9 protein-coding genes and 1 riboswitch are annotated in these 14,661 nt (G+C 72.3%); of the genes, 3 read left to right on the top strand and 6 right to left on the bottom strand.

The window, feature by feature from the left end; genetic code table 11:
- Positions 1–48: 48 nt before the first annotated feature.
- The gene (locus ACQEVM_RS09395; RefSeq protein ID WP_433076823.1) at positions 49–2,943 is read right to left on the bottom strand and encodes a GNAT family N-acetyltransferase; all 2,895 of its coding nucleotides are present in this window, start codon (positions 2,941–2,943) and stop codon (positions 49–51) included.
- A 184-nt stretch (positions 2,944–3,127) separates the two neighbouring features.
- Here ACQEVM_RS09395 and ACQEVM_RS09390 point away from each other — a divergent pair, with 184 nt between their 5' ends.
- Positions 3,128–3,409, top strand: a complete 282-nt coding sequence (locus ACQEVM_RS09390) for an HPr family phosphocarrier protein (protein WP_053676283.1) — start codon at positions 3,128–3,130, stop codon at positions 3,407–3,409.
- A gap of 292 nt (positions 3,410–3,701) precedes the next feature.
- Here the strand turns inward: ACQEVM_RS09390 and ACQEVM_RS09385 are convergent, their stop codons facing one another.
- The 4 genes from ACQEVM_RS09385 to ACQEVM_RS09370 all read right to left on the bottom strand — a co-directional run bounded on the left by ACQEVM_RS09385 (position 3,702) and on the right by ACQEVM_RS09370 (position 8,408).
- Entirely contained in the window at positions 3,702–4,367 is a 666-nt protein-coding gene (locus tag ACQEVM_RS09385) for a GntR family transcriptional regulator (RefSeq protein ID WP_433076821.1), read from the bottom strand.
- Between the two features lie 153 nt (positions 4,368–4,520).
- Positions 4,521–5,321 carry a M23 family metallopeptidase gene (locus tag ACQEVM_RS09380; protein WP_433076819.1) on the bottom strand — a complete coding sequence of 267 codons (801 nt, stop codon included), beginning with the start codon at positions 5,319–5,321 and terminating at the stop codon, positions 4,521–4,523.
- Positions 5,322–5,334: 13 nt separating this feature from the next.
- Positions 5,335–5,493: riboswitch (cyclic di-AMP (ydaO/yuaA leader) on the bottom strand.
- 183 nt (positions 5,494–5,676) lie between these two features.
- Complete coding sequence (locus ACQEVM_RS09375) at positions 5,677–7,044, bottom strand: M16 family metallopeptidase (RefSeq protein WP_433079903.1); 1,368 nt, start codon at positions 7,042–7,044, stop codon at positions 5,677–5,679.
- 20 nt (positions 7,045–7,064) lie between these two features.
- The gene (locus ACQEVM_RS09370) at positions 7,065–8,408 is read right to left on the bottom strand and encodes a M16 family metallopeptidase (protein WP_433076817.1); all 1,344 of its coding nucleotides are present in this window, start codon (positions 8,406–8,408) and stop codon (positions 7,065–7,067) included.
- A 248-nt stretch (positions 8,409–8,656) separates the two neighbouring features.
- Between ACQEVM_RS09370 and ACQEVM_RS09365 the strand changes: the two genes are divergently transcribed.
- Entirely contained in the window at positions 8,657–11,113 is a 2,457-nt protein-coding gene (locus ACQEVM_RS09365; protein WP_433076815.1) for a DNA gyrase/topoisomerase IV subunit A, read from the top strand.
- Between the two features lie 166 nt (positions 11,114–11,279).
- Positions 11,280–13,457: a restriction endonuclease gene (locus ACQEVM_RS09360; RefSeq protein ID WP_433076813.1), complete on the top strand. Its 2,178-nt coding sequence runs from the start codon at positions 11,280–11,282 to the stop codon at positions 13,455–13,457.
- Here the strand turns inward: ACQEVM_RS09360 and ACQEVM_RS09355 are convergent.
- On the bottom strand, positions 13,454–14,641 hold the full coding sequence (locus ACQEVM_RS09355; protein ID WP_433076811.1) for a CobW family GTP-binding protein: 1,188 nt from the start codon (positions 14,639–14,641) through the stop codon (positions 13,454–13,456). The genes ACQEVM_RS09360 and ACQEVM_RS09355 overlap by 4 nt on opposite strands.
- Positions 14,642–14,661: the final 20 nt, after the last annotated feature.

Genomic DNA, 14,661 nt, shown 5'->3' with positions numbered 1-14,661 from the left:
GTCCATCCTAAGGCCCGTCCGGGGCGGCCGGACCGCGCCGGACCGGTCCTAGTAGCTGGGGAGGGTGCGCGGTCCGAGGTCGGTGCGGACGGGCGGGCGGGCCACGCGGACGGTGGCGCTCAGCACGGAGAGTCCCTCGGTGGCGACGACGACGGGTTCCAGGGACACCCCGATCACCTCGGGGTGGTCGTGGACCAGTCGGGACAGGCGCAGCAGCAGCTCCTCCAGGGCGGGCGTGTCCACGGGGTCGCTGCCGCGCCAGCCGAAGAGGAGGGGCGCGGCGCGGATGGACCGGAGCAGGGCGGCGGCGTCCCGGTCGGTGGCCGGGACGAGCCGGTGGGCGGTGTCACCGAGCAGTTCGGAGGGGACACCGGCGAGACCGAAGGAGAGGACGGCGCCCGCGGTGGGGTCGATGACGCTGCGCACGACGGTGTCGACGCCGCGGGGCACCATCGCCTGGACGACCGGGAGCAGCTCGGCCGGCTTGCCGAGGGCCTCGGTGAGTTCGTCGTAGGCGCGCCGCAGCTCCGCCTCGGCCGTCAGGGCCAGGCGTACGCCTCCCAGATCGGCGCGGTGGCGCAGGTGCGGGGCGGTGGTCTTCAGGGCCACCGGGTAGCCGAGCGTGCGGGCGGCCCGTACGGCGGCGCCGGCGTCGGGCGCGGGCAGGGTGGGCAGCACCCGGATCCCGTACCGGGCGAGGAGCGTGATCGCGTCCGCCTCGTCGAGGGTGATCGCGGAGTCCGCGGGGCCGGCGAGCAGGGCGGCGAGCTGCGTGGCGGCTCCGGCCTCGTCGATGTCCTCGTACTCGGGCACCTGGCCGGCGTCGGCGAGGGACCGCCGCCACTGCGCGTATCGCACGGCTTCGGCGACGGCGCGGACGGCCCGCTCGGCGGCGGGGTAGGCCGGGATCCGCCCTTCGCCGGCGGTGCCGGGTCGAGTGGCGGGGTGGGCCGTCGCAGGGGTGTCGGCCTGCCGCGGGGCGCCCGGCGGCGGGGGCGGCGTGAGGGGGATGCCCGCGACCGGGCTGGTCGGGGCCGGGGCTGTCGGGGACGGGGGGGTGGTGGCCGCCGGGGCGGTCGGCGTGATCGCGTTCGCGGGGCGGGGCGCGACGGTTCCGGCGGCCGTCGAGAGGGCCTCGGCCAGCGCGCCCAGCTCCACGTGCACCACCGCGACCGGCTTGCCCGGGTGCTCGGCGACGGCGTCGCGCAGGGCGCTCGCCAGGTCGTCGGCCGGCGCGTTCTCCCCCACCCAGGGGATCGCCGTCACGACGACCGCGTCGCAGTCCGGCGAGGCCAGGGCGTCGGCGAGGGCGGTACGGAAGTCCTGCGGCGTGGCGGCGGTGGTCAGGTCCAGTGGTGGCAGGGGCCGCAGCCCCCGGGTCAGGCAGGCGTCGTAGGTGAGCACGCCCAGCGATTCGGAGTTCCCGAGGATCGCCACCCTCGGGCCGGCGGGCAGCGGCTGACCGGCCAGCAGCAGCCCGACGTCGACCAGTTCCGTGACCGTGTCGACCCGGATGACGCCCGCCTGCCTGAGCAGTTCGGAGACGGTGGACTCGGGCAGCCGGGTGCCGGGGACCACGTGTCCGGCCGGGGTGTGCCGGCCGCCCCGGGCCACGACCACGGGCTTGACGGCGGCCGTGCGTCGGGCGAGGCGGGTGAACTTGCGGGGGTTGCCCAGGGTCTCCAGGTACATCAGGGCCACGTCGGTGGAGTCGTCGTCGTACCAGTACTGGAGGATGTCGTTGCCGGAGACGTCGGCCCTGTTGCCGGCCGAGACGAACGAGGACAACCCCTCGCCGCGCCGCAGCAGCCCCGAGAGCAGGGCGATGCCGATCGCGCCGGACTGGGTGAACAGGCCGATCCGGCCGCGCGCGGACGCCGGGGTGGGGGCCAGCGAGGCGTTCAGCTCCACGTCCGCAGCGGTGTTGATGACCCCGAACGCGTTCGGGCCGATCAGCCGCATCCCGTACGAGCGGACCTGGCGCACCAGCTCGCGCTGCCGTTGCAGCCCGGCCGGGCCGCTCTCGCCGTATCCGGCGGACAGCACCACCAGCCCCTGCACTCCGTGCTCTCCGCACGCGCGGACCGCGTCCGGGACCCGGTCCGCCGGGACGGCGACGACCGCGAGGTCGACCGGGGCGCCGATGTCGGCGACGGTGCGGAAGGCGCGTACGCCGTCGAGCAGGTCGGCGGAGGCCGCCTCGTTGACCGCGTACAGGTGGCCGTGGAAGCCGGTGTCCCGAAGGTTGCGCAGCGCCGCGGCGCCCACGCCTCCGCCGGAGCGGCTGACTCCGATCACCGCCACGGAGCCGGGGGCCAGGAGCCGCTGGACGGAGCGGGCCTCGGCGCGCTGTTCGCGGGCCCGCTGCACGGCGAGGGACTCGGCGGTGGGTTCGAGGTCGAGGGTGAGACGGACGGCGCCGTCCTCGAAGCTGCGCTTCTGCTGGTACCCGACGTCCGTGAACACTTTGATCATCTTGCTGTTGGCGGGCAGGACCTCGGCGGCGAACCGGCGGATGCCGCGCTCCCGGGCCACCGCGCCGATGTGTTCGAGGAGGGCGGAGGCGACTCCGCGGCCCTGGTGCGCGTCCTGGACGAGGAAGGCGACCTCGGCCTCGTCGGCGGGCGCGGAGGCGGGCCGGCCGTCGGGGCCGATGCGGTCGAAGCGGACGGTGGCGATGAACTCGCCGCCGATGGTCGCCGCGAGGCCGACGCGGTCCACGTGGTCGTGATGGGTGAAGCGGTGGACGTCGCGGTCGGACAGGCGGGGGTACGGGGCGAAGAACCGGTAGTACTTCGACTCGTCGGAGACCTGTTCGTAGAAGCTGACCAGGCGGCCCGCGTCCTCGGCGGTGATGGGCCGGATCCGGGCGGTGCCGCCGTCGCGCAGCACGACGTCCGCTTCCCAGTGGGCCGGGTACGAGGGGTCCGACTCGGTGGTCATGGCCACACCTTAAGGGGCGGGCCAACCGAACGGTGCGCGCGCGGCGCGTGCGGCACAGGGGGGCAAATCAGTGCAAGCTGGGGAGGGTCCAACGGCGGTGGATCCGGGCCGAAGGCCGGTTCGAGCATTCCGGGTGCCGTGAGAGACTGGTCTAGACAACCGCTAGCACCTGAAGGGCATCACCATGGCAGAGCGCCGCGTCAACGTCGGCTGGGCCGAGGGCCTGCACGCTCGTCCCGCCTCGATCTTCGTCCGGGCGACGACCGCTTCCGGCGTCCCGGTGACCATCGCGAAGGCCGGCGGCGACCCCGTCAACGCCGCTTCCATGCTGGCGGTTCTGGGCCTGGGCGCCCAGGGCGGCGAGGAGATCGTCCTCGCGTCCGAGGCCGAGGGCGCCGACGTCGCGCTGGACCGCCTCGCGAAGCTTGTCGCCGAGGGTCTCGACGAGCTCCCCGAGACCGTCTGACCCGAGACGGTCCCGACCCTTCGGGTCACACACGCGCGGCGAGGCCGCGGCCCCGGTGCGTCGGGGGCCGCGGCTTCGTCGTTTCAGGAATGCGCCGCATGGCTTCGGGAATGCGCCGGCGCGAATGCGACACGGCGCGGGACGTCGGGGCGGCCTTTACCGCACGCCGGAAATTCCGGCTCGGAATCCGCCCGCCGAAAAGAGCGGGGCGAAATCGGGCCGGCCGGAATCGGGCGGGTGATTCCGGGGCGCCGAAACCCTCCGCATATCCGTCCTTTGTATACGGGCCTTGTTAATGCGGGCCACTCGCCATGTTTACGGCAGGTTGCGAAGTCCTCACGCGCCGCCGGTGCGCCGCGGCCGCGCGCTCGGCGTGCAGGGCCGTGAGGGACCGGGCCCGCTCGGCGTCGCCGCGCGCCACCGCGTCCACGATCGCTCCGTGCTCGGCCCAGGAGTCCACGGGGCGCGTCGGGGCCTCCACCGAGAACATCCAGGCGATCTTGTGGCGCGTCTGCGTCAGCAGGGCGATCAGCCCGGGGCTCGCCGACGCCTGGGACAGCGTCTCGTGGAACCAGCCCCCCAGGGACCGCAGATCCTCCCCCTGGCCCCTCCTGGCCCGTTCCTGGCCCAGCCTGACCAGTCCGCGCAGCACCTTCAGATGCGCCTCGGTGCGTCGGCGGGCCGCCCGGGAGGCGGCGAGGGGCTCCAACAGCATCCGCAGCTCCAGGAGGTCCGAGGCCTCCTGCTCGGTCGGCTCGGCCACACAGGCTCCGGCATGTCGGCGGGTGGTGACGAAGCCCTCCGACTCCAGGGTGCGCAGGGCCTCGCGGACCGGGACGCGGGAAACTCCGTAGCGACGGGCCAGCACTTCCTCGGTGAGGCGCCCGCCGGGCCCGAAGACGCCGGAGATGATGTCGTCGCGGATTGCTGTGCATACCGCGTGCGCAGGAATTCGCAAGACCGGACCTCCGCTTGATTTCGTGACCGTGCCGCGACTCTATTGCAACACACGATAATTTCCGAGGACGGCCCCTGATGTGAAACATTTCCCGCCAACGCGAAAGGCCCCGGCTCGATGAGCCGGGGCCTTCAGCGAAGAGGTGCGAAGCGATCACACGTTGACGTCGTGCGAGCGCAGGTACGCGATCGGGTCGATGTCCGAGCCGTACTGCGAGCCGGTGCGGGCCTCGAAGTGCAGGTGCGGGCCGCTGGAGTTGCCCGTGGAGCCCGACAGGCCGATCTGCTGGCCCGGGGTGACCTGCTGGCCGACGGAGACGTCCAGCGAGGACATGTGCCCGTACTGGGTGTACGTGCCGTCGTTGTGCTTGATGACGACGTTGTTGCCGTACGCGCCGCCGTAGCCGGCCTCGACGATCGTGCCGGCGCCCACGGCGTGGACCGAGGTGCCGGACGCCGCGTGGAAGTCGATGCCCGTGTGGCTGCCGGAGGACCACATGCCGCCGCCCGCGTGGTACTGCGTGCTGACGTAGGAGCCGTCGACGGGAGCGACGAAGGTGTTGAGGCGCTTGCGCTCGGCCTCGCGGGCCGCACGCTCGGCGGCCTCGCGCTCGGCCTTCGCCTTGGCCTCGGCGAGGCGCTTGGACTCGGCGGCGCGCTGCTTGGCGTCGGCCTCGGCCTGGGCCTTCGCGGCGGTGATGTCGGCGGCGCGCTGCTGGGACTCGGCCTGGGTCTCGATCTCGCCCTGCAGGTCCTCGGCGACGACGACGGCGTTGAGGCCGGTGTCCTCCACCGTGGAGGCGGCGGGCTCGCCCGCGGCGAACGCGGGGCCGGCCAGCGTGCCCACGACGCCGGTGGTGGCGAGGGCGGCTATACCGGCGTAACCGGCGGTCTTGCGGCTCAAACGGCTGGAACCACGGTGCTTACCGGCGACACGACTGCTGCCAAACGCCATGAAGAGGTTGATCCTTTCCTTCCTTCTCGCCTACCGGGTTAGCTGACGGGTTCGGAGCAGGAAGGTCTCCTACGGGCCCCCTCTTGCGAGGCGGTCCGATTCACCCCAGGGACACATGTGGGTCCCCGGCTCCCCAGGCTCGCGCCTGACGGGGACTCGGCGATTGCTGTCCGGTGCCGCGGGTGCGGCGGGCACAACTGACGAACAGCACGGCCGACGCTAGGCGGATCATCAGGCAATCACCAAACACGTGCGCTCTTTTGTTACCTACGCCACACCACATACAAGCAACCTCACCACTAAATGGACAAAAGGGGCTCAGGCGACAAGTCGCCTGAGCCCCTTTGATTTCAGGTCAGTTGCCGACGACGCTCACTTCGCCGATCCCCAGCGCCCGCACGGGCTCGGCGATCTGCGACGCGTCGCCCACGAGGATCGTGACCAGCCGATCCACCGGGAAGGCGTTCACCACGGCCGAAGTCGCCTCCACCGTTCCCGTCGCGGCCAGTTGGGCGTACAACCGGGCCTGGTAGTCGTCCGGCAGCTCCTGCTCCACCTGGTCCGCGAGGGTGCCCGCGACCGAGGCGGCCGTCTCGAACTTCAGCGGCGCCACCCCCACCAAGTTCTGTACCGCCACGTCCCGTTCGGCATCGGTCAGACCGCCCTCCGCGAGGGTGCGCAGCACCGTCCAGAGGTCGTCCAGCGCCGGGCCGGTGTTCGGGGTGTCCACCGAGCCGCTGATGGCCAGCATGGACGCGCCCTTGCCGTCGGCGGTGGAACGCAGCACCTGCCCGAAGGCGCGCACGCCGTACGTGTACCCCTTCTCCTCGCGCAACACCTTGTCGAGGCGGGAGGTGAGGGTACCGCCGAGGCAGTACGTGCCGAGCACCTGGGCCGCCCAGACGCGGTCGTGCCGGTCCGCGCCGATCCGGCCGATGAGGAGCTGCGTCTGGACCGCTCCGGGGCGGTCCACGATGACCACGCGACCCGTGTCGTCGGCCGTCACCGGGGGCACCGGGAGCGGATCGGCGGAATTGCCGGTCCAGGCGCCCAGGGTGTCCGCCAGGATGGCGTCCAGGTCGATCCCGGTCAGGTCGCCCACGACCACCGCGGTGGCGGTCGCGGGGCGCACGTGGGCCTCGTAGAAGGCGCGTACGGCACCGGAGTCGATGCGGGCGACCGTCTCCTCGGTGCCCTGGCGGGGCCGGGAGATCCGCAGGTCGGCCGGGAACAGCTCCTTGGAGAGCTGCTTGGCGGCGCGGCGCTGCGGGTTGGCCGACTCGTGCGGGATCTCGTCGAGACGGTTGCGCACCAGCCGGTCGACCTCGCTGTCGGCGAAGGCCGGGGCGCGCAGCGCCTCGGCGAGCAGGCCGAGCGCCTTCGCCAGGCGGGAGGCGGGAACCTCCAGCGAGACCCGCAGGCCCGGGTGGTCGGCGTGCGCGTCGAGGGTCGCCCCGCAGCGCTCCAGCTCGGCCGCGAACTCCTCGGCGGAGTGCTTGTCGGTGCCCTCGGACAGGGCGCGGGCCATGATGGTGGCCACCCCGTCCAGCCCCTCGGGCTCCGCGTCGAGCGGCGCGGCGAGGTTGATCTCGACGGCGACGACCTGCTGCCCCGGACGGTGGCAGCGCAGCAGGGTCAGCCCGTTGGCGAGCGCACCGCGCTCGGGGGCCGGGAAGGCCCAAGGCCTGGCCTCGCCGGCCTCCGGCCGCGGGTGGAAGGTCATCGTGACGGCTGCGGTGTCGCTCACTGCTCCGCCCCTTCGTTCTCGTCGTTCTCGTCGGACTCGTCGGCCGCCAGGGGCTCGTACACGAGCACCGCGCGGTTGTCCGGGCGCAGTCGGGCGGCGGCCACGGCCTGCACCTCCTCGGCGGTGACGTCCAGGACGCGGCCGACGGCGGTCAGGGCGAGCTGCGGGTCGCCGAACAGCACCGCGAAGCGGCACAGTTCGTCGGCGCGGCCGGCGACCGTGCTCAGCCGGTCCAGCCACTCCCGTTCCAGCTGGGCCTGGGCGCGCTCCATCTCCTCGGCGGTGGGGCCCTCGGCGGCGAACCGCGCGAGTTCCTCGTCCACGGCCGCCTCGATGGCGGGCACCTCGACCCCGCTGGAGGTCTTCACGTCCAGCCAGCCGAGCGACGGCGCGCCCGCCAGGCGCAGCATGCCGAATCCTGCGGCCACGGCGCTCTGGTCGCGGCGGACCAGGCGGTTGTGCAGCCGCGAGGACTCGCCGCCGCCGAGGACGGTCAGCGCCACGTCGGCGGCGTCGCACTCCCGGGTGCCGTCGTGCGGCAGTCGGTAGGCGGCCATCAACGCGCGGGCCGGGACCTCCTCGACGATCTCCTCGCGCAGCTGGGCGCCCATGACCTCGGGCAGCGAGCCGTCGCGCGGCGGCTGCTTGCCGTCGTGCGAGGGGATGGAGCCGAAGTACTTCTCGACCCAGGCGAGCGCCTGCTCGGGGTCGATGTCACCGACGACCGAGAGCACCGCGTTGTTGGGCGCGTAGTACGTGCGGAAGAAGTGGCGCGCGTCCTCCAGGGAGGCGGCGTCCAGGTCGGCCATGGAGCCGATCGGTGTGTGGTGGTACGGGTGCCCTTCGGGGTACGCGAGGGCGGTGAGCCGCTCGAAGGCGGTGCCGTACGGCACGTTGTCGTACCGCTGGCGGCGCTCGTTCTTGACGACGTCGCGCTGGTTCTCCATGGACTCGTCGTCCAGGGCGGCCAGCAGCGAGCCCATCCGGTCCGCCTCCAGCCAGAGGGCGAGCTCCAGCTGGTGGGCCGGCATCGTCTCGAAGTAGTTGGTGCGCTCGAAACTGGTGGTGCCGTTCAGCGAACCGCCGGCGCCCTGGACGAGCTCGAAGTGCCCGTTGCCGGGTACGCTCGCGGACCCCTGGAACATCAGGTGCTCGAAGAGGTGAGCCAGACCGGTCCGGCCCTTGACTTCGTGGCGCGAGCCGACGTCGTACCAGAGGCAGACCGCGGCGACCGGGGTCAGGTGATCCTCGGAGAGCACCACGCGCAGGCCGTTGGCCAGCCGGTGCTCGGTCGCTGTCAGGCCGCCGGAGCCGGCCTGGGCTGTGGCCGTGTGACCCATGGGCATGTGGTCCCTTCGATCGCGATGCAGAGATTTCTGTCAGACCTGCCACTGTATGCAAGCGCGTCGACCACCGGAGAAGTTCCCGGGTTCACTCCTGGGTCGGAGTCGGCGTTGTCGGTGCCTCGGGACACAATGGTCCGCGTCACCACTGTCCGCAGGGCCGACCCAGCCTTGCGGTCACAGCCCGTCAGTCCCCGTCAGACCCCGAGTACACCCCCCTTTCATGGTTAAGGAGCCGCGCAGCGATGGCCCGCCGCAGCACGAAGACCCCGCCGCCGGAGGATTTCGAGGAGAAGATCCTCGACATCGACGTCGTCGACGAAATGCAGGGCTCCTTCCTCGAGTACGCGTACTCGGTGATCTACTCCCGCGCCCTGCCCGACGCCCGTGACGGCATGAAGCCGGTGCACCGGCGCATCGTCTACCAGATGAACGAGATGGGCCTGCGCCCCGACCGCGGGTACGTGAAGTGCGCGCGCGTCGTCGGCGAGGTGATGGGCAAGCTCCACCCCCACGGTGACGCGTCGATCTACGACGCCCTGGTGCGCATGGCCCAACCCTTCTCGATGCGGCTGCCGCTGGTCGACGGCCACGGCAACTTCGGTTCGCTCGGCAACGACGACCCGCCGGCCGCGATGCGTTACACCGAGTGCAAGATGGCCGACGCCACGTCACTGATGACGGAGTCGATCGACGAGGACACCGTCGATTTCACCGCCAACTACGACGGCCAGGAACGGGAACCGGTCGCGCTGCCCGCGGCATACCCGAACCTGCTGGTCAACGGCGCCTCCGGAATCGCCGTCGGCATGGCCACCAACATGGCCCCGCACAACCTCGGCGAGGTCATCGCGGCGGCCCGCCACCTGATCCGGTACCCGGAGGCGGACCTGGAGGCGCTGATGCGCTTCGTGCCGGGTCCCGACCTGCCGACCGGCGGGCGCATCGTGGGGCTCGCCGGCATCAAGGACGCCTACGAGAACGGTCGAGGCACTTTCAAGATCCGCGCGACCGTGGCCGTGGAGGACGTGACCCCGCGCCGCAAGGGCCTGGTCGTCACCGAACTGCCCTTCACGGTCGGCCCCGAGAAGGTCATCGCGAAGATCAAGGACCTGGTCGGCTCCAAGAAGCTCCAGGGCATCGCGGACGTCAAGGACCTCACCGACCGCTCGCACGGCCTGCGCCTGGTCATCGAGATCAAGAACGGCTTCCACCCGGAGGCCGTCCTGGAGCAGCTCTACAAGCTGACGCCGATGGAGGAGTCCTTCGGCATCAACAACGTCGCGCTGGTCGACGGGCAGCCGCTCACCCTGGGTCTCAAGGAACTGCTGGAGGTCTACCTCGACCACCGCTTCGAGGTCGTCCGGCGGCGCAGCGAGTTCCGGCGGGGCAAGCGGCGCGACCGACTGCACCTGGTAGAGGGGCTCCTCGTGGCGCTCCTCGACATCGACGAGGTCATCCGCCTCATCCGGGACAGCGACAACTCCGCGCAGGCGAAGGAACGCCTGATCGAGCGTTTCTCCCTCAGCGAGATCCAGACCCAGTACATCCTGGACACCCCGCTGCGCCGGCTCACCCGCTTCGACCGGATCGAGCTGGAGTCCGAGCGCGACCGGCTGGCCGGCGAGATCGACGAGCTGACCGGGATCCTGGACTCCGACAACGAGCTGCGCAAGCTCGTCTCCTCGGAACTGGCGGCGGTGGCGAAGAAGTTCGGCACCGAGCGCCGGACGGTGCTGCTGGAGTCGGCGGGCACGGCCATCACGGCGGTTCCGCTGGAGGTCGCGGACGACCCGTGCCGGGTCCTGCTCTCGTCCACGGGTCTGGTGGCCCGCACGGCGAACGCCGCGCCGCTGCCCGAGGAGGCGGACGGGGCCCGTGCGAAGCACGATCTGATCCTCTCCCAGGTGGCAGCGACCGCCCGCGCCGACGTGGGAGTCGTCACCTCGTACGGTCGCCTGCTGAGGCTGTCGGTGATCGACCTGCCGCAGTTGCCCGACACCCACTCCGCGCCGAACCTGGCGGGAGGCGCGCCCGTCACGGAGTTCCTGACCGGGCTGGAGGCGGACGAGACGGTGGTCTGCCTGCTCTCGCTGGACGAGTCCTCCCAGGGCCTGGCCCTCGGTACCGAGCAGGGCGTGGTCAAGCGGGTCGTGCCGGACTATCCGGCGAACAAGGACGAGCTGGAGGTCATCACCCTCCGGGAGGGCGACCGGATCGTCGGAGCGGTCGAGTTGCGCACGGGCGAGGAGGACCTGGTCTTCATCACCGACGACGCCCAACTGCTGCGCTACCCGGCGGCCCAGGTGCGTCCGCAGGGCCGCCCGGCAGGCGGCATGGCGGGCATCAAGCTCGCCGACAACGCCAAGGTGATCCACTTCTCGGCCGTGGACCCGGGCCGGGACGCCATGGTGTTCACGGTCGCGGGCTCGCACGGCACCCTGGACGACTCGCTGCTGTCGGCGAAGCTGACCCCCTTCGACCAGTACCCGCGCAAGGGACGCGCCACCGGCGGCGTCCGCTGCCAGCGGTTCCTGAAGGGCGAGGACGTGTTGGTGCTCGCGTGGGCCGGGGGCGCCCCGGTCCGGGCGTCCTCCAAGAACGGGGCCCCGGCGGCGCTGCCGGCCGTCGACCCGCGCCGTGACGGGTCGGGTACGGCGTTGCCCGCTCCCGTGGGGGCACTGGCGGGCGGCGCCCTGTAGCGGAACGCGTCGTGCGGGGACGCCCTGTGGGGCGACGCCCGCGACACGTGGCCACTGACGTGTCAGGGGCCGGGGCGTGCGGGGTGCGGGGTCTTCGGGCCGCGCACCCCGCACGCCCATGAGTGTTTTCCTGGTACATGTCGGTGGGGGCGGGAGAGCGGAACTGATGAGTCGTCGGTCGAGCGGGTTGATCGGGGTCTGGGCCGAGGCCCAGCGCCAACAGCAGCGGACCCAACTGATCCAGCAGCGCGAGGCCGAGCGCAGACAGCGCGCCCACGAACGGGACGTGGCCCGCGGGCAGCGGGAACAACAGGCCGCGTACAAGCAGCACCGTGAAACCGAGGCCAGGCGCAGGACCGAGCGCCTCGACGCGGAAGTGGCGGCCCTTCAGGGGTTGTTGGCGGCCGGCTGCCGGGCACCGGCCTTCCGCATGGCCGCCCTGGTCCGCTCCGAGCGGCTGGAGCCCTTCGACGCGGGCACACTCGCCCACCCCGTGCCGATGCCACACCTCCAGCAGTTCCAGCAGCAGAGCGGCGGCTGGGGAGCCGGCCCGAGCCGGCGGGCGCAGGCGGAGCGCGAGGCGCACGAGCAGTACACCCGGGCCTGGCAGGCGGCCCACGCGGCGGAGCAGCGGCGACAGGGACAACTGGCCTCCCACCGGCGGCAGTACGACGAGTGGGCGGCCGGGCAGCTCGCCGACGTCCGGGCGCACAACAGCGGCCTCGCCGAGTTGGCCGAGGCCCTGCGGGCCGGGGACGCCGAGGCCGCCGTGGAGTACTTCTCGGCGGCGCTGTACTCCTCCACGGCATGGCCCGAGGACCTGCCGAGACAGGTGTCCGCCGCATACGACCCGGCGGCCCGGCAGTTGGTGCTGGACTGGGAACTGCCTCGGTACGCAGTGGTCCCCGAGGCCAAGTCGGTGCGCTACGTGCCGAGCACCGACCAGGACAAGGAGACCGCCAGACCGGCCGGCCCGCGCCGGGCCGTGTACCGGGACCTCCTGGCGCAGTGCGTGCTGTTGGTGCTGCGCGAGCTGTACGCGGCGGACGAGTTCGGCGCGCTGGACTCGGTGGTGGTCAACGGTTTCGTGGACGACCACGATCCGGTGACCGGCCGGGAGGCGCAGATCGTCCTGGCCACCGTGCTCGCGGGGCGCTCCGACTTCACCGGGCTGCGCCTGGAGCAGGTCAGCGCGGTGGACTGCCTCGTCGACGGGCTGCGGGGGCAGCTGTCGACCCGGCCCGACCAGCCGGCCGGCGTACGGGCGGGCCGCAGGCCGGGAGAGGTCGGGGCGGTCGTCAGCCATGGCGGGCACGCGGGCGGCGGGGCGGAGGAGCCGGACCTCTTCACGATGGATCCCATCGCTTTCGAGAACCTGGTCGCCGAACTGTTCCGGGCGATGGGCATGGAGGCGGTGACGACCCAACGGTCCGGGGACGGCGGGGTGGACGTGGAGGCGCTGGACCCGGCCCCGATCCGGGGCGGTCGGATCGTGGTGCAGGTCAAGCGCTACCGGAACACCGTCCCGCCGACGGCGGTGCGGGACCTGTACGGCACGGTTCAGGACGCGGGGGCGAACAAGGGGGTGCTGGTCACCACCTCGTCCTTCGGACCCGGGTCGTACACCTTTGCCAACGGCAAGCCGCTGGAGTTGGTTCCCGGGGTGGACTTGGTGGACCTGCTGCACCGGTACGGGCTCCGGGGGCGTCTCGGCGGTACGGCGACCGGCGGGGCGGGACGGGCTTCGGGTTCGGGTTCGGTGTCGGCCTCGGCTTCGGAGGCGGTCACGGTCGCCGTCGCGATGCCCGCGTCGGCGTCCGCCCCGGTGCCCGCGCAGCGTACGGGCACGGCCTCGGCGGACGATCACAACATCCTCGGCATGAACTGGTCGGGCGGTGTGGCGCTGGACGTGTGCGCGCTCGTCTGCGAGGGCAACCGGGTGCTGAGCGAGGACCACTTCGTGTTCTTCAACAACCCCCGCACGCCGGACGGCTCGGTCCGCTCCCGCGAGCGGGCCGCCCCCGACAAGGCCGCGGTCGAGGTCGACTTCGACGGGCTGCCGCGCCAGGCCGACCGCCTGGTACTCGCCGCCGCCATCGACCCGGAGGTCAACCCGGACGCCGATCTGGCGGGCTTCACCGACGCCCGGATCCGCCTCCTCACGCCGGACGGCCGGGAGATCGACCGGTTGGAGGTCTCCGACGGCCGGGCGGGCGAGACCGCCCTGGTGCTCGGATCGTTTCGGCGCCGGCCGAACGGCGACTGGAAGTTCGTGATCGGCGGCAAGGGCTACCGGGGCGGTCTGGAGGACCTCCTGCGCGAGTACGGCATCGAGGTCGCCTAGCCGGCCTGGACCCCGGGCACGCCGTCGGGGCCCGGGTCGGGCTGGTCGGCAGCGGGCTCCGGGTCGGGGCCCGGGTCGGCGTCGGGCTCCGGGTCGGTGTCGGGGTCCGGCCGCTCCTCCTGCGGGGGCCGGGCCACGTAGCGCAGGACGCCCCACATGCTCTCCGGGCCCGCGAGGTGCGGTCGCGGTTCGCGGCAGGCCTCCAGTTCGCGGAGCAGGGCGGGGCCGTCCGTGCCCGAGCCGATCAGGACGAGCCGGGTCACCCTCGGTTCACCCCTCCCCCAGGGGCCGGGGGCGAAGCGGAGGAAACGGCCGACCGCGTGGACCTCGTGGCGCTCCTCGTGGCCGGGGACGCCGAAGTGGACGAAGCCCTTGATCCGGTAGAGCCCGGCGGGACGGCGGTCGAGGAAGTCGATGAACCGGCGCGGGCTCAGGGCCTGCTCGGAGACGAACTCCACGCTCTCGTAGGCGGCGTGCGCATGCCCCGTGTGGTCGCCGTGTTCCCGTTCGTCGTCCGCCGCCTCCGCCAGCAGGTCCTCGAAGGAGAGCTGGCCGCGTGTCACCGTCCAGGGGCGCGCGTCGAACAGCAGCTCCGGGTCGATCCGCCCGTGGTCCGCGCCGATCACGGGGGTGCCGGGCGCGCAGAGGCCGGCCAGTTCGGCTTCGATGCGGGCGCGCTCGGCCGGGTCCACCCGGTCGGTCTTGTTGAGCACCACCAGGTCGGCGACGCCGAGGTGGCGGTCGGTTTCCGGGTGCCGGGCCCGGGTGGCGTCGAACTCCGCCGCGTCGACGACCTCCACCATCCCGCCGTAGCGGATGGCCGGGTTCTCGCTCGCCATCAGCATGCGGATCAGTTCCTGGGGCTCGGCCAGCCCGCTCGCCTCGATGACGATGACGTCGATCCGGTGGACGGGGGCGGCGAGCTTCTCCAGGTACGCGTCCAACTCGCTGCCGTCGACGGCGCAGCACAGGCAGCCGCCGCCGAGCGAGACCATGGAGTCGCCGAGCTGCCCTGCCACCGACATGGCGTCGATCTCGATCGAGCCGAAGTCGTTGACCACCACCCCGATCCGGGTGCCGCCCCGGTTGGCGAGGAGGTGGTTGAGCAGGGTGGTCTTGCCGGATCCGAGGAATCCGGCAAGGACCACGACGGGGATGGTGGGGTGGGACTGCCTGCTGTTCACCCGGTCGATGGTAGCCGGCG

It is taken from the genome of Streptomyces sp. CA-243310 (genome assembly GCF_050936775.1).
Classification (GTDB): domain Bacteria; phylum Actinomycetota; class Actinomycetes; order Streptomycetales; family Streptomycetaceae; genus Streptomyces.
Note: the sequence above shows the minus strand (reverse complement) of the source record. Positions and strands in the feature narration are given on the sequence as shown.